Source organism: Bacillus sp. NTK034, from assembly GCF_017303275.1.
Lineage (GTDB): Bacteria > Bacillota > Bacilli > Bacillales > Cytobacillaceae > Cytobacillus.
Genome location: NZ_JAFKOJ010000001.1, coordinates 89,888 through 107,987 on the forward strand (window position 1 = coordinate 89,888; position 18,100 = coordinate 107,987).

The 18,100-nt window shown below is 41.0% G+C and carries 21 protein-coding genes; 12 read left to right on the forward strand and 9 right to left on the reverse strand.

The window, feature by feature from the left end:
* Window positions 1-20 precede the first annotated feature (20 nt).
* From sigY to fumC, 9 genes are all read left to right on the forward strand, one after another.
* The gene (gene sigY, locus JI665_RS00530) at window positions 21-584 is read left to right on the forward strand and encodes an RNA polymerase sigma factor SigY (protein WP_244671063.1); all 564 of its coding nucleotides are present in this window, start codon (window positions 21-23) and stop codon (window positions 582-584) included.
* Entirely contained in the window at window positions 538-888 is a 351-nt protein-coding gene (locus JI665_RS00535) for a YxlC family protein (protein ID WP_206834937.1), read from the forward strand. The genes sigY and JI665_RS00535 overlap by 47 nt, the downstream gene beginning before the upstream one ends.
* A complete protein-coding gene (locus JI665_RS00540) occupies window positions 885-1,085 on the forward strand; it encodes a sigma-Y antisigma factor component (RefSeq protein ID WP_206834940.1) in 201 nt (66 codons plus the stop codon). Before JI665_RS00535 ends, JI665_RS00540 begins: the two co-directional genes overlap by 4 nt.
* A 15-nt stretch (window positions 1,086-1,100) precedes the next feature.
* On the forward strand, window positions 1,101-1,304 hold the full coding sequence (locus tag JI665_RS00545; protein WP_206834941.1) for a hypothetical protein: 204 nt from the start codon (window positions 1,101-1,103) through the stop codon (window positions 1,302-1,304).
* On the forward strand, window positions 1,285-1,602 hold the full coding sequence (locus JI665_RS00550) for a YbjQ family protein (protein WP_206834944.1): 318 nt from the start codon (window positions 1,285-1,287) through the stop codon (window positions 1,600-1,602). The genes JI665_RS00545 and JI665_RS00550 overlap by 20 nt, the downstream gene beginning before the upstream one ends.
* Window positions 1,603-1,845: 243 nt before the next feature.
* Entirely contained in the window at window positions 1,846-2,634 is a 789-nt protein-coding gene (locus JI665_RS00555) for an alpha/beta fold hydrolase (RefSeq protein ID WP_206834947.1), read from the forward strand.
* A 567-nt stretch (window positions 2,635-3,201) separates the two neighbouring features.
* Complete coding sequence (locus tag JI665_RS00560; protein ID WP_206834950.1) at window positions 3,202-4,959, forward strand: ABC transporter ATP-binding protein; 1,758 nt, start codon at window positions 3,202-3,204, stop codon at window positions 4,957-4,959.
* Window positions 4,956-6,968, forward strand: a complete 2,013-nt coding sequence (locus JI665_RS00565) for an ABC transporter ATP-binding protein (protein ID WP_206834953.1) — start codon at window positions 4,956-4,958, stop codon at window positions 6,966-6,968. The genes JI665_RS00560 and JI665_RS00565 overlap by 4 nt, the downstream gene beginning before the upstream one ends.
* A gap of 431 nt (window positions 6,969-7,399) precedes the next feature.
* Window positions 7,400-8,782, forward strand: a complete 1,383-nt coding sequence (fumC, locus tag JI665_RS00570; RefSeq protein ID WP_206834956.1) for a class II fumarate hydratase — start codon at window positions 7,400-7,402, stop codon at window positions 8,780-8,782.
* A 65-nt stretch (window positions 8,783-8,847) separates the two neighbouring features.
* On the opposite strand, the gene JI665_RS00575 is transcribed toward fumC, so the two are convergent.
* Entirely contained in the window at window positions 8,848-9,066 is a 219-nt protein-coding gene (locus tag JI665_RS00575; protein ID WP_035326833.1) for an alpha/beta-type small acid-soluble spore protein, read from the reverse strand.
* Window positions 9,067-9,363: 297 nt separating this feature from the next.
* On the opposite strand from JI665_RS00575, the gene JI665_RS00580 reads away from it, so the two are divergent.
* Window positions 9,364-9,606 (forward strand): hypothetical protein, encoded by a 243-nt coding sequence (locus tag JI665_RS00580; protein ID WP_206834959.1) that lies wholly within the window; start codon window positions 9,364-9,366, stop codon window positions 9,604-9,606.
* A gap of 108 nt (window positions 9,607-9,714) precedes the next feature.
* Here the strand turns inward: JI665_RS00580 and JI665_RS00585 are convergent, their stop codons facing one another.
* Together JI665_RS00585 and JI665_RS00590 are read right to left on the reverse strand one after the other, a co-directional pair.
* Complete coding sequence (locus tag JI665_RS00585; RefSeq protein WP_206834962.1) at window positions 9,715-10,824, reverse strand: ABC transporter ATP-binding protein; 1,110 nt, start codon at window positions 10,822-10,824, stop codon at window positions 9,715-9,717.
* A 114-nt stretch (window positions 10,825-10,938) separates the two neighbouring features.
* The gene (locus tag JI665_RS00590; RefSeq protein WP_206834965.1) at window positions 10,939-11,832 is read right to left on the reverse strand and encodes a PucR family transcriptional regulator; all 894 of its coding nucleotides are present in this window, start codon (window positions 11,830-11,832) and stop codon (window positions 10,939-10,941) included.
* A 128-nt stretch (window positions 11,833-11,960) separates the two neighbouring features.
* Here JI665_RS00590 and JI665_RS00595 point away from each other — a divergent pair, with 128 nt between their 5' ends.
* Complete coding sequence (locus JI665_RS00595; protein ID WP_206834969.1) at window positions 11,961-12,221, forward strand: metal-sensitive transcriptional regulator; 261 nt, start codon at window positions 11,961-11,963, stop codon at window positions 12,219-12,221.
* 48 nt (window positions 12,222-12,269) lie between these two features.
* Here the strand turns inward: JI665_RS00595 and JI665_RS00600 are convergent, their stop codons facing one another.
* Together JI665_RS00600 and JI665_RS00605 are read right to left on the reverse strand one after the other, a co-directional pair.
* Window positions 12,270-12,455: a hypothetical protein gene (locus JI665_RS00600; RefSeq protein WP_206834972.1), complete on the reverse strand. Its 186-nt coding sequence runs from the start codon at window positions 12,453-12,455 to the stop codon at window positions 12,270-12,272.
* 89 nt (window positions 12,456-12,544) lie between these two features.
* On the reverse strand, window positions 12,545-12,751 hold the full coding sequence (locus JI665_RS00605) for a YheE family protein (RefSeq protein ID WP_206834975.1): 207 nt from the start codon (window positions 12,749-12,751) through the stop codon (window positions 12,545-12,547).
* A 96-nt stretch (window positions 12,752-12,847) separates the two neighbouring features.
* Here JI665_RS00605 and JI665_RS00610 point away from each other — a divergent pair, with 96 nt between their 5' ends.
* Window positions 12,848-13,021, forward strand: coding sequence for a hypothetical protein (locus JI665_RS00610; protein ID WP_206834979.1), 174 nt, complete (start codon window positions 12,848-12,850; stop codon window positions 13,019-13,021).
* A gap of 87 nt (window positions 13,022-13,108) precedes the next feature.
* Here JI665_RS00610 and JI665_RS00615 read toward each other — a convergent pair whose 3' ends face one another.
* The 4 genes from JI665_RS00615 to JI665_RS00630 are packed head-to-tail and all read right to left on the reverse strand — an operon-like array spanning window position 13,109 to window position 18,095.
* Window positions 13,109-14,278, reverse strand: a complete 1,170-nt coding sequence (locus tag JI665_RS00615) for a YheC/YheD family protein (protein WP_206834982.1) — start codon at window positions 14,276-14,278, stop codon at window positions 13,109-13,111.
* Window positions 14,275-15,639, reverse strand: coding sequence for a YheC/YheD family protein (locus tag JI665_RS00620; RefSeq protein ID WP_206834985.1), 1,365 nt, complete (start codon window positions 15,637-15,639; stop codon window positions 14,275-14,277). The genes JI665_RS00615 and JI665_RS00620 overlap by 4 nt, the downstream gene beginning before the upstream one ends.
* Window positions 15,617-16,720 (reverse strand): YheC/YheD family protein, encoded by a 1,104-nt coding sequence (locus tag JI665_RS00625; RefSeq protein WP_206834987.1) that lies wholly within the window; start codon window positions 16,718-16,720, stop codon window positions 15,617-15,619. The genes JI665_RS00620 and JI665_RS00625 overlap by 23 nt, the downstream gene beginning before the upstream one ends.
* Window positions 16,689-18,095, reverse strand: coding sequence for a YheC/YheD family protein (locus JI665_RS00630; RefSeq protein WP_206834990.1), 1,407 nt, complete (start codon window positions 18,093-18,095; stop codon window positions 16,689-16,691). Before JI665_RS00630 ends, JI665_RS00625 begins: the two co-directional genes overlap by 32 nt.
* Window positions 18,096-18,100 lie beyond the last annotated feature (5 nt).

Sequence of the window (18,100 nt, forward strand, 5' to 3'; positions counted from 1 at the left end):
TGAAGAGAGGAAAGAAGCTGATGGAGGAGAAAGACCTTTTAATAAGCGCTAAACGAGGAGATCAGCTCGCTTTTGCCATGCTTTTTAAAAATAACTATCCCTTTCTGGTTAAATACTTAATTAAAATTACTATGAATCCTGATGCAGCTGAAGAGCTTGCCCAGGAAACAATGGCCAAATGTGTTGAAAAAATCGGCCTGTTCAATGGCAAATCGAAATTTTCTTCCTGGCTGATTTCCATTGCCACGAATTTGTATATTGATCAGAAGCGAAAATCGAAAAGAGAGAGGAACTGGAAAGCAGAGGAAGAAGTATCCAGACGAATGAAATGGCATCTTGAAAGCCGAAATGAAGAATGGAATGATGCCTTATCGGCTTTGGGAAAATTAAAAGACGGGATAAGGATACCTATCGTTCTTAAACATTATTATGGCTACTCATATGAGGAAATAGGAGAAATGATGAAGATATCTTCAGGCACTGTCAAGTCAAGAGTGCACAATGGAATCATGTCTGTAAGAGAGGAGTTGAAGCTTCATGGCGAACAGGAAAGTACTGCAGCTCGAACAAGATCATCTAGATGAGAATTTTCTGGCTGCTGTAAAGAAGATAGAAGACGGATTGGAATCGCTGGAAGAAAATGTCCCGGTTTATACACCTGATCTGCAATTTTTTGAACACTTAGTTGCAGAGCAAAAACAGTCGATGAAAAGGGAATTGATCAAGGACTTAGCTATCTTCACTGTTGCAGCACTCTTCATTGTAACTTCTGTATTATTCATGCTGTATCAGGTTCCAGCTGCTTTTTTTATTCTGCAGGGAATTGTTACTGTTTTTATTATGGCTTATAGTACAGTCAGCATTGTTAAGCAGGTGAATGGCACATGAGCAGCGAAGAAATTTCCCTCCCTTTGCTGATTGCTGTGGGGATCATCTTAATTGCACAGAGTACCTTCCTATTCCTGGATGCTAGAAAGCACGGCCACAATTATTGGCTATGGGGAATTATTGGTTTAATTCAGGCACCAATGCCGACGCTGTTTTACTTGATTTTCGTCAGAAAAATTTGGCAGAAAAAAGAATAATTGAGGGATGGAAGGATGAAAAAGTTAAAACAGATGCTGCTGCTTACAGCCACAGGAGGCCAGCTGCTTGGAATCGCCATGCTATTCATCAATATTAAGGCAGCGATTATGTTTTATATCTTATATGCTTTAATGATTTTTGCGATATTTATTGTGCTGTTAGCTGAGAGAAAAAAAGAAAAAGAGGAGGAAGAAAAAAATGATTATCGTGACTACTGATGTGGTACCTGGGAAAGAGATTAAAGAAATTAAAGGTTTTGTAAGAGGAAGTACAGTACAGACAAAACATATAGGAAAAGATATTCTAGCAGGGTTGAAAACAATTGTAGGCGGAGAAATTGGCGAATATACTGAAATGATGGATGAAGCAAGACAGAAGGCCATAGGCAGAATGGTTGAAGATGCAAAGGCAAAAGGGGCCAATGCAATTATTGGAATGCGGCTGCAGACTTCAGCTGTTATGCAGAATGCCGCAGAGATTATTGCATACGGAACCGCAGCTATTATTGAAGAATAACAGGAAAGAAACCAGCTGATGAATAGCTGGTTTTTTTGTGTTTTGATAGATATGACAGGTTTTTCAATGTGATTAATAGGGAAAGATTTGCAGGAGGATATTTGGCAGAAAATACTTGAAAAGAAACTAGTGAATTTTTTGTGATTTTAAAAGCAATTTACGCTGAAATCCTTTACAATAGAGTGAAACTTCTTTATAAAACAACACAATGAAAATGACACATGAATGTGGATTGGAGTTTATATGCTATATTACCGTACGTATGTGAAAGATGAATCATTGCCATGGGTTACTTTTGTTCATGGTGCAGGAGGCAGCTCTGCAATTTGGTATAAACAAATGAAAGAGTACAAGAAGCATTTCAATGTTTTGCTGGTAGATTTGCGCGGACATGGTCAATCTGGAAGAGGCACCTGGGAAGAAGGGGATCATTTTTCAGAAGTATCTCATGAAATCGTTGAGGTGCTCGATCATCTCCATATCACCGAGTCCCACTTTGTAGGAATCTCACTGGGGACAATAGTGATTCAGACAATTGCACAGGATCACCCGGAAAGAGTGGCTTCCATGATTTTGGGCGGAGCCATTACAGAATTGAACTGTCGTACAAGATTTTTGATAGCCATTGCCAATTTGACTAAGTATATGCTGCCATATATGCTTCTTTATCAGCTTTTTGCCTGGATCATCATGCCAAAAAGAAATCATCTTGAATCAAGACATGCCTTTGTAAGACAGGCGGCAAAAATGTGCCAAAAAGAATTCATCAACTGGCTGTCCTTAACAAAGTCAGTCAATCCATACCTTGGAAAGATCCAGTCAACCATTTCCCACATTCCTACCCTTTTTATCATGGGGCAGGAAGACCATCTGTTTATTAAGTCTGTAAAGATCATTGCCCAGAAGGCAAAAACAGCTACAGTTAAAGTCATTACAGGTGCAGGACATGTATGCAACATTGATAAACCTGATGCCTTTAACCAGATAACCATCGATTTCATCAGGAGGCAAAAAAGAAGATTGGCTTCATAAAGGATCCCAGAGGATCCTTTTTTAGATGAGCTGATGACAGAAAATTTTTAAGAATAGGAAAAAAGCGGATTGACTTTTGTTGTAAGCGGTGATAATCTTACCAATATGGAAAAAAATGAAAAGGAGGGTTACAAAATGATCTTAGTTCATCATCATCAAAAAACAACTCAAAAAAGGAAATCTGTAACCTCTCCTTTAAAGCATATAAAAATGTAAACAGGATCTGCCTGTACATTTTATTTTGAAGGAGCCCGGGTTACATATTGTGACGTGGGCTCTTTTGTCTAATTTAGACATATCGCATGCCGCGGTATGTCTTTTTTTGTCCGATTAAAGCTGAAATAGGAATTGCAGGCATAGCCTGTTTCCATATATTTACGCTTTTATAAGCGGCTGTTTCGGCAGCAATTACGAAAAAAGGAGGATAATTTTATGAATGCACTAAGAGTGAAAAGAAAGACAATACTGCCTGAGGATCTGGATGGAGGCTAGTTATGGATTGCTGATGTTTATGTATGAAGGCTCGTGATTAAAACTTGAGCTTCATGCGGGAAAGGAGAGAGAGCGTTGTTCTTGATTTTAGGAAAATTAAGCTGGTTTTTTAAAGAAAACTGGAAAAGGTACACACTTGCCATTACTCTGCTGATCATTGTCGGAATCTTTGATGTAATGCCTCCAAGGCTTGTAGGAATGGCAATTGATGATATCCATCTGGGTAAAATGAGCAGTGCTAAAATAATGGAATACCTTGGCTTATTGGCAATCATTACAATCGTGTCCTATGCAATAACTTATATCTGGATGTATCAGCTCTTCGGAGGGGCATTTTTGGTAGAAAGGAAACTGCGTTCACAGTTTATGGGACACCTGTTGAAAATGACCCCAACATTTTTTGAGAAAAACCGCACCGGTGATTTAATGGCCAGGGCTACAAACGATTTAAAGGCTATTTCGGTTACTGCCGGATTCGGAATATTGACACTGGTGGATTCCAGCGTATTTATGCTGACGATATTATTTACAATGGGATTTCTGGTTAGCTGGAAACTAACTTTTGCAGCAATATTGCCACTGCCTATCATGGCTTATCTGATAAAAATTTACGGGAAGAAAATTCATACACGATTTATGAGCGCTCAGGATGCCTTCGGAGAACTCAATGACCGGGTTCTTGAATCCGTTTCAGGAGTTCGGGTGGTGCGGGCTTATGTGCAGGAAAGAGCAGATCAGCAGCGGTTCCATGAACTCACTGAAGATGTTTATAACAAAAACATTGAAGTGGCCAAAATTGATTCACTTTTTGAGCCAACCATAAAAGTGATTGTGGGTTTAAGCTATCTTATAGGACTGGGATACGGTGCTTATCTTGTTTTCCATCAAGCGATCACTCTGGGCCAGCTCGTGTCATTTAATGTGTATTTGGGCATGCTGATTTGGCCGATGTTTGCTATCGGAGAATTAATTAATGTTATGCAAAGGGGAAATGCGTCCCTCGATCGGGTACAGGAAACATTGTCCGCTAAGCAGGATATTAAGAATCCTGAAAACCCGTCTATCGTTGAAACCCCTGCAAGTGTTACCTTTAATGATGTTCATTTCCAATATCCTTCCTCAAAAACAGCCAACCTCCAAGGGATTAAGCTGCATATCGAACGCGGGGAAACGCTGGGGATTGTAGGAAAAACAGGAAGCGGGAAGACCACTTTTATAAAGCAGCTATTAAGAGAATATCCATCAGGCACCGGGAAGCTTGCAATTGCAGATGTTCCGATTGAAGAACAGGAGCTTGAAAGAACGAGGGGATGGATCGGTTATGTTCCACAGGATCATGTTCTTTTCTCCAGAACTGTCCGGGAAAACATCCTTTTTGGAAAAGAGGAAGCGACTGAAGAAGATATGCAAAAAGCAATTGATTTGGCAGCTTTTCGCAAAGACCTTGAACTGCTGCCTGAAGGGCTTGAAACTCTTGTCGGTGAAAAGGGTGTGGCCTTATCAGGAGGTCAAAAACAGCGGATTTCCATTGCACGTGCACTAGTGAAGGATCCGGAAATTCTGATACTTGATGACTCACTTTCAGCCGTTGATGCAAAAACGGAAAAAAAGATCATTGATAATATTCGGACTGAGCGCAAGGGTAAAACGACAATTATTACAACACACAGGATGTCGGCTGTCCAACACGCCGAGCATATTATTGTCCTTGATGAAGGCAGAATCGCTGAAGAAGGCACTCATGAAGACTTAATGGCTGCAGATGGGTGGTACAAGGAACAGTTTTTGAGGCAGCAAATTCAAGTCTCTGAGGAAGAGGAGGTGCTTTCATGACCACGGGGAAACGTTTAATTCGGTATGCACTTCATTATAAAAAAACAATTATTGCCGCACTGCTGATGCTTACGATAGCTGTAGCAGCAGATCTGGCGGGTCCATTCATAGCTAAGAAAATGATCGATGACCATATCCTTGGGATTGAATCTGTTTGGTATCAGACAGAAGGCGGAGAAAATGCTGTTAAATATGATGGACATTTCTACCAAAAAGAGCAAAACCTTGATCAGGATGAGCAGAAAATAGATCATGCCCGCATCCTGCAGGCTGGAAGCCAATTCATTTTTATCAGCGGTGACATTGCTTTTGATGGAGAGCGAACCTTTAAAGATGGCAAACTGATTATTGAAAAAAGCGGCAAGACTGAAACATATGCTGGTAAGGAATTGACTGGTGAAGAATTGATGCTTTTTTATTCACCTGAGATTCCTAAGATCGTAAAGCTTTTGGCCTTTTACTTTGGATTGCTGGTTATCGCTGCATTTTTTCAGTACGGCCAGCGGTTTTATCTGCAGAAGTCGGCAAATAGGATCATTCAGCATATGAGAGAGGATGTCTTCGGGCAGATTCAAAGACTGCCAATCAGTTACTTTGACAATCTGCCGGCAGGCAAAGTGGTTGCCCGTATAACTAATGATACAGAAGCCATACGTGAGCTTTATGTGACAGTACTGGCAACCTTTTTTACAAGTGCCATATATATTTCAGGTATTTATATCGCTTTATTTATTTTAGATGCCAAGCTTGCTGCAATCTGTTTAATCCTCCTCCCGATTTTATATGTATGGGCGATTGTGTACCGTAAGTATGCATCGAAATACAATCATGTAATCCGTTCCAGGGTGAGTGATATCAATGGCATGGTGAACGAATCGATTCAGGGAATGAACATCATCCAGGCGTTTGGCCGCGAAAAAGATACACAAAAGGATTTTGAAAAGCTGAATACAGAGCATTTTACCTTCCAGAATAAACTTTTGAGCCTGAATTCACTGACCTCACATAATTTAGTGGGGGTACTGAGAAACGTGGTCTTTGTTTCCTTTATCTGGTATTTCGGTGGAGAATCGCTAAATGCATCATCTGTCATTTCACTCGGGATGCTTTATGCATTTGTAGACTACATTAACCGACTGTTTCAGCCGGTGCAGGGTATTGTTAATCAGTTGGCCAATCTGGAGCAGGCTCTTGTTGCAGGTGAAAGAGTCTTCAAATTGCTTGATGAAAAGGGCATTGATATTAGTGATAATAAAATATCCCGCTATAAAGGGGATGTGACATTCGATCATGTACACTTTGGCTATAAAGAGAAGGAATATGTCCTGAAGGATTTAAATTTTGAAGCAAAGCACGGAGAGACAGTTGCGCTGGTTGGCCATACCGGATCAGGGAAAAGCTCAATCATGAATCTTCTCTTCCGTTTTTATGATTGCCAGAAAGGCAAAATTATGGTCGACGGAAGGGATATAAAACAAATTCCAAGGCAGGAACTTCGCAAACATATGGGCATCGTCCTGCAGGATCCTTTTTTGTTCACAGGGACCATTGCTTCCAATGTCAGTCTTGATGACCCCGAAATAACGCGTGATAAAGTGGAGAAAGCTCTGAAGGATGTAGGAGCTGATAAGATTTTTCAGCATCTTGGAAAAGGCTTCGATGAGCCGGTTATCGAGAAGGGAAGCACGCTCTCCAGCGGGCAGAGGCAGCTTATTTCCTTTGCGCGCGCACTAGCTTTTGACCCGGCCATCCTGATCCTCGATGAAGCAACATCAAGTATCGATACGGAGACAGAATTGATTATCCAGGAAGCCATGGATGTGCTGAAAAAAGGGAGAACCACTTTTATTATCGCCCATCGGCTGTCGACGATCCGAAATGCTGATCAAATCCTCGTTCTGGATAGAGGTAAAATAGTTGAAAAAGGAAACCATGATGAATTAATGGATCAAAAAGGTAAATATTGTAAAATGTATCAGCTCCAGCAAGGATCAACACTTGCAGGATAGCAGGGAAGCGCCGGATGGCGCTTTCTTTTTTCGGTTTTTTTAAATTGATATATGATGAGTATATCCACGAAAAAATTAAATTTATCCTCGGATTCTTCATTTTATCCCGCAATTGATATAAACATTTTGTTCAATTAATTTTCACTTTTCGGACACAAAATAGTACCCGGCAAAGAATTTCTGTTCAATCATTTCATGGTATTTTGATATTATCAAACATTTGGAGGAGATCAAATGGAGGAATTTTCTATTACTTTGGTGATTGCAAGTATTATGGTGCTTGGATACTTCATAGGATATACAATTGTAAAAGCATAGCTGCCGGCTTTAGCGCCCGGCAGTTTTTTTATTCCATTTTTTATCATTAAATTTTAAAAATAAGGGAAAAGAATAAATATGGATCATAGTGATTATTTAAGGAGGTATGAAATTTGGCTGATTTTAGAATTGAAAAGGATACACTTGGCGAAGTGAAGGTGCCTGCGGATAAATATTGGGGAGCCCAGACGCAGCGGAGCAAGGATAATTTCAAAATAGGTATTGAAAAAATGCCGATGGAAGTGATTTATGCTTTTGCTAAGGTAAAACGTTCAGCTGCAGTAGTCAACAATAAACTCGGGAAACTGTCTGATGATAAAAAGGATGCCATCACAAGGGCTTGTGATGAAGTTCTTGATCATAAGTTTGACAGTCATTTTCCTCTGGCTGTCTGGCAGACAGGGAGTGGCACACAAACAAATATGAATGTAAATGAGGTTGTCGCTAAAAAGGCAAATGACTTGCTGACCGAGAAGGGACTGCAAGAGATTAAAGTTCATCCGAATGATGATGTCAATATGTCTCAAAGCTCGAATGATACATTTCCGACTGCAATGCATATCGCAGCCTATACAGAGGTGGAGAAGAAACTGCTTCCATCATTGAAGGAATTAATAAAGACGGTCAAATTGAAAGAGGAGGCTTTTAAAACAATCGTGAAAATAGGCAGGACCCATTTACAGGATGCAACTCCCCTTACATTGGGCCAGGAGATCAGCGGCTGGCGTGCCATGCTTGAAAAGAATGTAAAAATGCTGACGGATGCAAAGCAATATCTGCTTGAATTAGCAATTGGCGGTACTGCAGTCGGTACTGGCATTAATGCAGATAAGTCATTTGGATCTGAAATGGCAAACGAAATATCCAGACTTACTGGCTATTCATTCCGATCATCTGAAAATAAATTTCAAGCCCTGACCAGCCATAATGAAATTGTTCATGTTCATGGCACATTGAAGGGTCTTGCGGCAGATTTAATGAAAATTGCCAATGATGTCCGCTGGCTCGCAAGCGGGCCACGCAGCGGAATTGGGGAATTATCGATACCTGCAAATGAACCTGGCAGTTCAATCATGCCAGGCAAAGTAAATCCGACACAGAGTGAAGCCCTTACGATGGTGGTTTGCCAGGTTTTTGGAAATGATGCCTCAATTGGATTCGCTGCCAGTCAGGGAAATTTCGAATTGAATGTGTTCAAGCCTGTTATTATCTATAATCTTCTTCAAAGCATCAGAATCCTTGCAGATGGCATGGCCTCTTTCAATGAAAATTGCATGATGGGACTGGAAGCTAATAAAGAAGTGATTAATGGCCATGTTGAGAGGTCACTAATGCTTGTAACCGCACTTAATCCGCATATAGGCTATGAAAAAGCAGCGGAAATAGCCAAACTCGCTTTCAGGGAGAATACAACCTTGAAAGAAGCAGCATTAAAAACAGGGTATATTACTGAAGAACAATATGAGAATTGGGTTGTTCCCGAAAAAATGATTTAATACAAATGGCCCTCCTTTCAAGTAGGAGGGCCAAGCCATATTTATTCAATTGTTATATTGCTTTATTAAAAAGAACCGCCGCCAAGCTGTTGTTCAGCCATTTGTACAAGGCGTTTTGTGATTTCTCCGCCAACAGATCCGTTAGCGCGGGAAGTTGTTTCTGCTCCAAGGTTTACACCAAATTCAGTAGCGATTTCGTACTTCATTTGATCAAGTGCCTGTGCTACTCCTGGTACTAGTAATTGGTTTGAGGAATTGCTTCTGCTAGATGATTGGTTGTTCATGTGATTTCCTCCTCGTAATATAAGTGTTGGTTTTTTGGTTGGGTTAGCTGGAATTGCACCAGCTCAAGGATTTTATCCTGCTCCACTGCCTGGCGTAACCCATCGTTTTTTTAGTGCGGGTGCTTGATGCCGCTGTGTTTACTCTCTATTATGTTTGATTTATAAGAGTTTATTCTTTTGAGAAAACGGGAATTTTTTCCTGAAGGGACTTACTGATTAGGAGTTTTACATAACACTGCTTAAACAAACAAACCATATGAAATATCACCTAAGTTAACGAAAGGGAGAGGATTGAAAATGGCCATATGCCCTGTCTGCAACGGGTTTGAGAAACTGGAAGCAACATGCAGCTCCTGTGGAAGCAGTATGGAGGACAGTGGAAGATTAATGGATTTTTACGATGATTACAGTGCCTATATGCCGATCGATCAGATGAAAATGGAAGATGGCTATCCCTGGGATTTTCAAAAGGAAGAATGTCCGCATTTGCTAAAGTGTCCATCATGCGGTCAGGATTCAGTAAAGTTTATCAAAGAGTAGAATGGAAATAGAAAATAGGAAGAGCCTTGCCCGCCCCCGAAATTTCAAGGGGGGAAACGCTGAAGCTGGACAGTATTAAAAAACCCCGTCATCGACGGGGCATCAATATTATTCTTTTTCAGAACGGATTCTTCTTTCATTGTCTGCATCAAAGAAATGGGCTTTGTTCATATCGAAAGCCAGCTCAAGGTTTTGGCCAGGCTTAATATCTGTGCGGGAATCCACTCGTGCAACAAAATCCTGGCTCTCGATGCTTGAGTAAATCATTGTTTCAGCACCAGTCAGTTCGGAAACGTCAATGCGGGCATTAATTTTTGAACCCGCAGAAGCATCAATAAATACTGGCTCATCGTGAATGTCTTCTGGGCGAATGCCAAGGACGATGTCTTTGCCTGTATACCCTTGTTCACGAAGAACTTTCATTTTACCCTCTGGGACAGCAATCTGAGTTTTGCCAATTACAAATTTGCCGTCTTCAAGCTTTCCGTTGAAGAAGTTCATGGCAGGTGAACCAATAAATCCGCCTACAAATACGTTTTCAGGCTTCTCATAAACTTCTTTCGGTGCGCCTACCTGCTGAATCACTCCATCTTTCATAACAACCAGGCGGGTAGCCATAGTCATGGCCTCTGTCTGGTCATGGGTTACATAGATGGTTGTAGTTTGAAGACGCTGATGAAGTTTGGCAATTTCTGCACGCATTTGAACACGAAGCTTTGCATCAAGATTTGATAAAGGTTCGTCCATCAGGAATACTTTTGCATCACGGACAATCGCACGGCCCAAGGCTACACGCTGTCGCTGACCGCCTGACAATGCTTTCGGTTTACGGTCAAGATAAGGCTCCAGACCAAGAATTTTAGCTGCTTCCTTTACACGGCGGTCGATTTCGTCTTTTGGAAATTTGCGAAGCTTAAGGCCGAAAGCCATGTTATCGTACACAGACATATGCGGATAAAGTGCATAGTTCTGGAAAACCATTGCAATATCACGATCTTTTGGAGGGACATCGTTGACACGCTTTTCATCGATATAGAAGTCGCCTTTTGAAATTTCCTCAAGACCTGCAATCATACGGAGAGTTGTGGATTTTCCGCAGCCGGAAGGACCAACAAATACGATAAATTCTTTATCCTTTATATGAAGGTTAAAGTCTTCTACTGCTGTTACTTTATTGTCATAAATTTTATAAATATTATCGAGTTTTAATTCTGCCATCAGGTTAACCTCCCAGTATTCTTTATTTAATAACAGTTTAATGGATATTCTGGTTTTCCCATATGGCCAAACTGCACAAAAAAGCTGAAAGCGTTTTTATGCAATGTGCTCAAATCATTTTTGTTCAACCAGCAAACAAGCTAAATAAACAGTCAGCGCATTGTTGAAATCTTTTAATTGAATGCCGGTTTTCTCTGTGAACCTATCCAGCCTGTATTGCAAAGTATTGCGGTGGACATACAATTTTTTTGCAGTTAATGAAACATTGGAGCTGTTCTGTAAAAAAATCTTTATGGTGTGCAGGAGTTCTGGGTCTTCTTCCAGTAGAGCAAGGCGTGAAAGCAGGCTCATTTTTAAATTCTCATCCAGACTCCCGGTGACAAGGGAGGGAAATAGCGTTTCAAATTTTAGCACCCTTTCGGCGGGAAGAAGAGAAGAGGCTTGCTCAAAAAAACGCTGTTCTTCTTTAAAATAATTGCGCAAATGTGCCTTTAGCCTATTCGGGATGCCGATATAAAAGGATGTTTTTACAAAAAAATCACTTTCAAAAGCGTTGGAGATCGCAAGGAATTCTTCATCGGCAAGTGGGTCGTTAGCTTCCTCAATGATGACTCCACTAGCTGCCCCGTTCCATAAGATCATTATTTCCCTTTCAAAAAAACCTTTAAAAGCAGCCTCCATATCCTCGCGGATCCATTCGCCCTCAGACATTTTAAATTGGACAAGCCTATACGGAACATCTTTTGCTAATGGTGGAAATTCCCCGTTTGAAAATAGGTATTGGAACCAGGCTTGGGCAGCGGGGGAATGGTGAATGGAACAGTCATGGAATTCAAATAAAGTTTTTAAGATCATCAGACTGTCCGCAGTTACCTCTTGAGATGGGATGCCAAGCCATTGGCCAGAATCCTCATGATGAAGCCAGTACATATCAGCATTAAAGCTAAAATCAGGTGTTTTATTTTCAAGCAGAGAACCCGGATATTGGTCATGTAATTTTTTTAACATATCATTACCCTTTAGTTTGATAAATTTTTGTGTTTCTTATATTATAGCAGTTATAATTTAATTGAAAAAATGAACTTAATCTGTGAATGTTTCTATAAAGTGAATTGAAAGTGTAAGGGGGGAGACTCATGGAATATACACCGGAGATGAAAAACCGCTTGAAGAGGCTGGAAGGGCAGGTACGGGGTGTTATCCGAATGATGGAAGAAGAAAAACACTGCAAGGATGTTGTAACGCAATTATCTGCTGTCCGTTCTGCTGTTGACCGTGCAATGGGATATATTGTTGCTAAAAATCTGGAGACATGCATTCGGGAAGCTAATGACGAAGGCAAAAATGCGGAGAGTGCAATCCAGGAAGCAGTGAATATGATTGTGAAAAGCAGATAAATAGAAAAGCGGAAGGCGCCTGGATTCAGATGCCTTCCGCTTTTCATATTACTCTGCTTCATATGGAGGTTCTTCCTTATGCAGTTCCCTGGCCTGTTCGATATTAACATCATCACCGCGTCCATGAACGGAGCCTCCAGAAAGACCTTCGTTTATAATTCTGTCTATATCCATATAAGCTTTGTCCCTGCCTTCATAGGTCATGTCCTCTGAAACCTGGCGTTTCTTATCCATGTTTGAATCGCTCCTTTATATGAAATATCCTGGCGGGATTATTTTTCCAAAAGAGCTGTAGGGTCATGCATGAATCCTCCAACTTTTTCTCATTCATACACATGAAATAACATTAACTCATGTATCTGGGATTTTAAGTCTTCCTCCTGGGCAGCAGGGTCTCCGGATGTCCATTCAATTTTTCCGTCAGGATGATAGATGCCAGTCATTTTTTGCTTTTTAAAATAAAAAGAAAATGTCCATCCCGGCAATTGTTTATTTTCATATAAAGGTTTGAACTGAAAGTGTGACAGCATTAGGATTCCTCCAGATGTTGTAATATCCCGTTTAATGTTCATGATAAGGGGAATGGAATAGATGTAGAAACATTTTAACATTAAAAGGAGGCAAAGATGATGAAAAGAAACAATAAATTTATGATGTCAGCCATGGCACTTGGAGCAGCTTATTTAATGAGAAACCCTGAGGCACGCCAAAAGATTAAAGACCAGTTTAAATCATTCTCCGGAAGTGCCTCAAAAAAAGAGAAAGTGAAGACAGCGAAAAGCCCTGTAACGACTTATTAATCCTTTTGCGGTTTTGGAGTGGCACTTGTGAAAAATCGCATAAAAATAGCCGCACGCTATGGGTGTACGGCTATTTTTATTTGTCTGTTAGAAACCCGCCAGCGAGAAAAATAAGCGGGTCAGCTCATCAATTCTTTTTTCTTCTATCCAAACTTCATCAAAACTCATTGGTTTGGAATTTATTTCATAAATCACATAAGTGCCCTGGTCAGTTAACCCTGCATCAATAGAGTATTCACCATAAAAACCTTTCGTCTTTTCAAGGAGCTTTCCTGCCTCCGCTGCTGCAGTATGAATAAACTCATCATGTTCTTTCGTACGGACATTTTCATAAGGAATAATTACCCCGCCATTTGGAATGTGCGTTGTAATATCCTGTTCCTTAGACTGCCTGATGCCAATTCCTGTTACAGAATAATTGCCTTCGCTGAAGTGAGCCAGAATTCTAAAATCAAATCGCTTGCCATCAATTCTGGCTGGGCTGATCGCTTTCTGTGCCAAATAAGGTTTATTTGCCAGGAGAATATCCCATTGGTTCCAAAAAATATCATAATCTGCGTAGCTGAATGAATCGTGCAGACCTTTCATTTTTATTCCTTTTCCCAGCTGGCTTAAATGGTATATCCCTTTGCCTTTGGAACCGTTTGCTGGCTTTAAGTATACATTATTATATTTGCGGATAAAGTCCTTAAGTTCTTTTGGACAAGACACAAGAATGGTTTCAGGAATATACTCCTGCAAGGGAGGATAGTCCATTAATAGCTGGAAAACTTCGAATTTGTCCAGAAATCCCGGGTTGAAAAATGGAATATTATGCTCCTTAAAAAAACGGCTCGCTTTATGAAAGGCTTCTGTTTTTTCAATTTTCCGGAAAGGTACCCTGTTATAGACAAGATGCGGAAGAGGGCATCTTGCCTCAATCCACTTATCCTGCCGGACAGAATAAATATAGCCGTTCACAGAATTCTCCTTCAGGTCTTCTGCCGTAAATACAAAGGAAACGCCATTTTGCTGAAGTATGTTTTTCTGCAGTGCCTTAAATAAGGGGCCATTGCCGGCGATAGACTGGTCCTTTCCTTTTCCGGTCAGAATGCCTATCACCGGTCCTGCATTATCGCTTTGCATTGTCAATGAAAAGGGAATCGAATTTAGTTCCGCCTGCGGACTTATGGTGCTTAAAGGTTGCGGATCTCTTCCCAGGGTACAGCTGGTGCTGCTGAACCACTTCCTGCTGGCCCAGTCATAATAAATCTTCATCTGTACATTTCCTGAGGTTTCATAATGGATGCTTCGGCAAGGAAGACTGCAAATGAAAGCGAAAGCTTACGGGTAAGAAAATCGAACTCACGGAGCTGAGGGTGTTTAAATATAGATCTGCCAGGCTTGGAGTTTGCTTCGAAAAGCCACACGTGGCCATTTCGGTCCAATCCAAAGTCAAAGCCAATTTCACCGATAATTCCTTCCATGCTTCGTTCCAGGGCCTTGCTGATTTTTAGTGCCGCCTCACTCAGCTTTTCCACTGCTGCTGCTTTTTCAGCATCCGATTCAAACACTTCTTCCAGGGTTTTTATTTCGCCGCCGCTCTTAACATGGGTTGTAACACTGCCAGGTCCCGCCATTTTTGCAGCTGCAGCTGTTACTTTCCATTCCCCATTCTCATCTTTATTCGTATGAATCCTGAAATCAATAGTCCTCTGCTCATAACGGAGCAAATGGATTCCCTGCTGAACAAGCATTCGGCTTAAACTCCGCCCTGCAAAAATATTCCCCATCAAATTTTCCAGGCTGTTAAACTTTCTCAGCCGGTTGTCATCCCGCACTCTATATCGGCAATAATAATGACCATCCTTTTTATCATAAATAATTTGATGAATACCAAGGCCCAGGCTTCCATTAATCGGTTTTAGGAAAACATGGCCATAATCAGCCAGCATTCTTTCAATGACAGAAAATGAAGAAAAAGGGTGGGTTTCCGGCAAATAGTGATTAATATCATCATCGTTCTGCAGTCTTTCATAAACATCCAATTTATTAAAGAAACCAGGATTATACCAGGGAATTAAATAGTCTCTCTGCAGACGGTCACGAACTTCTTTAAGTTCAATCCTTCTTTCGCTTTTTCGATTGGGAAGCCGATCGTATACCACATTCGGAAAAGGCACTTCAAAGGTTTCCCATCCTTCCTCATGATAAAAAAGCCCCCTGATTGTTCTTTGTTCCCAGTTGATATGCTGGTCACCGAACAAATACGGAATTGCTCCAACCGTTTTTTTGACTGAAAGCAGTTTGGCAAAAAATAGGGTCCGATCCCCGACTGGCCTCAAAGGAAAAGAGGTGAATCCTGATGTGAAGATTCCTACGAGCGGGCCGAGGTACAGTGTCCCCTTATTGGCAAATGCATGCAGAGGAATCTTAAGGTCAGGAAAATGCAGTGCATCTGCCAAACCTTTACTTATGATGATGGAGTTTTTCTTTGTTTTCTGAAGTAAGAAAGCGGCATCTGCAGAATGTGTGCCAAAGGCCAGTTTCGTCAAATGAGTATGAAGGTTAAGCTCATTCGGAATATAAACTGTTTTGGAGGCTGAATCGGAAATTTCAATTTGATATTGTTTTCTCATGATTCGTTCTCCTTTCCAATTCCTTATTGGCTGCCAGGAATTTGGCATAGTGAAGGGGAGCAGTATATAGTTCTTCCTTCTTTTCAGGCTGGCTGTTTAGGATGGTTTTTCTGCCTGGTTTTGAGTTGATATCCAAAATCCAAATAGAGCCGTTGTTTTCCACTCCTATATCGATTCCCATTTCAAATAGCGGAGGAAGCTTTCGTTCAAGCGCAGCGGGAAGTGTATTGATAATGTCATTAAGCTCATCGCAAAGAAAACTCCTCAATGAAGATGGGTATTCAGTAATCCAGTCCTCAAAAGAAATGTTGATTCCGCCCGTGCTTAAATTGGAGACGATGCCGCCATTTCTGCCCGTCCGAATGCCCCGGCCAAGTTCCTTCCAGGTGCCATTCCTGTCCTTTTGAAGCAAAATTCTTATATCAAAGGGCTGTTCTTCCTTGTTCGATAGATTCACATATGGCTGGAAGAGGTACTGCCGTTTTGCGGTCAGGCTATTAAGCCAGCTCGCTGCCTTTTCAGCGCTTTCAAAGCTGTGGGTAACCTGAGTATTCTTTTTATCTGTTTTAACAAGAATGTTTTTGCCGGTTTTCTCAATATAATAGATTCCGTGCCCCTGTGAGCCGCTTGCGGGTTTTAAGATGAGGGGATGATCAGGCAGGAGGCTGCCTATGAACCTGTCGGCGCCAGTAAAGGGTGTTGTGTTTAGCAAATAGGGTGAAATGTTTGTGCAGGACAGGATTTCATATAATTCAAGCTTATTAGGCAAGCCGTAGCCAAGGAATTGGATGTCATTTCTTGCCTTGAGCCAATTCACGATGGACATGCATTGTTTTGAGTGGGAATCATTTCCGTAAAAACAGCGGTCATAAAGGATTTCGGGCACTGTAAATTCTGCTGGCTCCCATCCGCTTGAAGCAGGGTTAAAGAAATCACCTGTAATTCTTTCTGTAATAGGATTGATATCTGAAGGCACAAACCGGCAGCAGTTAATATTACATTCATTAGCTCTTTTGGCCAATTCCATAAAATATGACTGTTCACTCCGTTTATTCAATGTCATGATTCCGAATGAAAGCATGTTGTAATCCTCCTCTTTGGATGAATGATAAAGCCGTTGCATATTCCATCAGTGCCTTGGCTGAGGGCCTTACTCTTTTTTCTTTGTCTTCGAAATTTTTGGAGGGCTTAGAATTCACTTCGATGATCCATAGTTTTCCATTTATATCTAAACCAATATCAATTCCGAGTTCTCCGACAAGCCCTTCGCATTTCTGGCTGATAATCATTGCTGTTTCAAGTGCAAGCTCCTTCAATAATGCCAGCTGCTGAACCGCTGTTTTCTGATCAGACAGCATCGAGAAAATTCTTAGAGGTTTCATGATTTCCCCGCCTCTTGCAATGTTTGAAACAAATTGCTGCTCAGCTGAAACCCTTGCAACTGCAGAAGTGGCTTTCCAGATATCCTGAAAATTTTTGTGGCAGAGCACACGGAAATCAAGCTGCCTGTTATTATAGGTTTGCAGAGGGATGGCCTGCTGGGTAAGGAAAATTGTATTCTTTTGGTATTGCTGGAACCAATGTGAAAAGCGGGTATAATTTTTGAAAGTGAGTGTATTCTCTCTGCCTTTTCCGGTCGATAGTTCTGTCATGATTTCTTCGCCATATAAACTCAGTCTGATAATATTCCGGCCCTGGCTGCCGTGTATGGGCTTAAGGAATATTAATCTGTGTCTGGCCAGCATATCCTTGATGGTTTGTTCATCTGCTATGGCTGAATCAGGAAGATAAGGCTGCATATGATCCTCAGAAAAGAGAAGGTTATGAACTTCCTTTTTTGATAAAAAACGGTCATTAAACACAGGGATGTTATATTTTATTAGGCTGTTTTTAAATGATTGAAATGCGGAACTTGCTTCAAGCATTCTGGAGTGAATCCGGTTATAGATTACACTCGGCAAAGGAACCGGACGTTTTATCCACTTTCCATTTTGCAGGCAGTACCCTTGCAGACTGCCTTGAATGAAGTCCTGAAAGTGAAACACATAAAAAAATCCCCCCATATTCGAAACAACCTCATGCAATTCATCGCAAAAAGAATGAATAGAGCGGAAGTCAGGCTCTTCGCCGCTATCATTGAAATCTGTCATCAGCCCTATAATCGGTCCGGCAGTAATAGTAAAGTCCTTTCTGGAGTAACTGGCAACGAAATGGAGTTCTTCTATTGGCAAGCAGCATTCCTGAAAAAGCAGATCACTGACAATAACTTCATCTTTCGTAATGTTTGCTCCTTCAATGGTTATCTGAATGGTGTGCTTGCCGATCCGCAGCAAATGTGGCATATGCAGATCAATATTCCAATAATGGACGAGAGAATGGCTAATTTGAATGCGAAATTGATTTTCCTGAAACTTCTTTACCGGAACAATCGTAATAGGCAATAAAGAAACTGACATGATCA

Bases quoted from the DNA above. Each gene is read 5' to 3' on its own strand.
- JI665_RS00595 (WP_206834969.1), top strand. From the start codon at position 11,961: ATGGAATATACACCGGAGATGAAAAACCGCTTGAAGAGGCTGGAAGGG.
- JI665_RS00550 (WP_206834944.1), top strand. From the start codon at position 1,285: ATGATTATCGTGACTACTGATGTGGTACCTGGGAAAGAGATTAAAGAA.
- JI665_RS00590 (WP_206834965.1), bottom strand. From the start codon at position 11,832: ATGTTAAAAAAATTACATGACCAATATCCGGGTTCTCTGCTTGAAAAT.
- sigY (WP_244671063.1), top strand. From the start codon at position 21: ATGGAGGAGAAAGACCTTTTAATAAGCGCTAAACGAGGAGATCAGCTC.
- JI665_RS00565 (WP_206834953.1), top strand. From the start codon at position 4,956: ATGACCACGGGGAAACGTTTAATTCGGTATGCACTTCATTATAAAAAA.
- JI665_RS00575 (WP_035326833.1), bottom strand. From the start codon at position 9,066: ATGAACAACCAATCATCTAGCAGAAGCAATTCCTCAAACCAATTACTA.
- JI665_RS00535 (WP_206834937.1), top strand. From the start codon at position 538: ATGGCGAACAGGAAAGTACTGCAGCTCGAACAAGATCATCTAGATGAG.
- JI665_RS00540 (WP_206834940.1), top strand. From the start codon at position 885: ATGAGCAGCGAAGAAATTTCCCTCCCTTTGCTGATTGCTGTGGGGATC.
- JI665_RS00585 (WP_206834962.1), bottom strand. From the start codon at position 10,824: ATGGCAGAATTAAAACTCGATAATATTTATAAAATTTATGACAATAAA.
- JI665_RS00555 (WP_206834947.1), top strand. From the start codon at position 1,846: ATGCTATATTACCGTACGTATGTGAAAGATGAATCATTGCCATGGGTT.
- JI665_RS00620 (WP_206834985.1), bottom strand. From the start codon at position 15,639: ATGAGAAAACAATATCAAATTGAAATTTCCGATTCAGCCTCCAAAACA.
- JI665_RS00545 (WP_206834941.1), top strand. From the start codon at position 1,101: ATGAAAAAGTTAAAACAGATGCTGCTGCTTACAGCCACAGGAGGCCAG.
- JI665_RS00615 (WP_206834982.1), bottom strand. From the start codon at position 14,278: ATGAAGATTTATTATGACTGGGCCAGCAGGAAGTGGTTCAGCAGCACC.
- JI665_RS00605 (WP_206834975.1), bottom strand. From the start codon at position 12,751: ATGCTGTCACACTTTCAGTTCAAACCTTTATATGAAAATAAACAATTG.
- JI665_RS00610 (WP_206834979.1), top strand. From the start codon at position 12,848: ATGATGAAAAGAAACAATAAATTTATGATGTCAGCCATGGCACTTGGA.
- JI665_RS00600 (WP_206834972.1), bottom strand. From the start codon at position 12,455: ATGGATAAGAAACGCCAGGTTTCAGAGGACATGACCTATGAAGGCAGG.
- JI665_RS00580 (WP_206834959.1), top strand. From the start codon at position 9,364: ATGGCCATATGCCCTGTCTGCAACGGGTTTGAGAAACTGGAAGCAACA.
- JI665_RS00630 (WP_206834990.1), bottom strand. From the start codon at position 18,095: ATGTCAGTTTCTTTATTGCCTATTACGATTGTTCCGGTAAAGAAGTTT.
- JI665_RS00625 (WP_206834987.1), bottom strand. From the start codon at position 16,720: ATGCTTTCATTCGGAATCATGACATTGAATAAACGGAGTGAACAGTCA.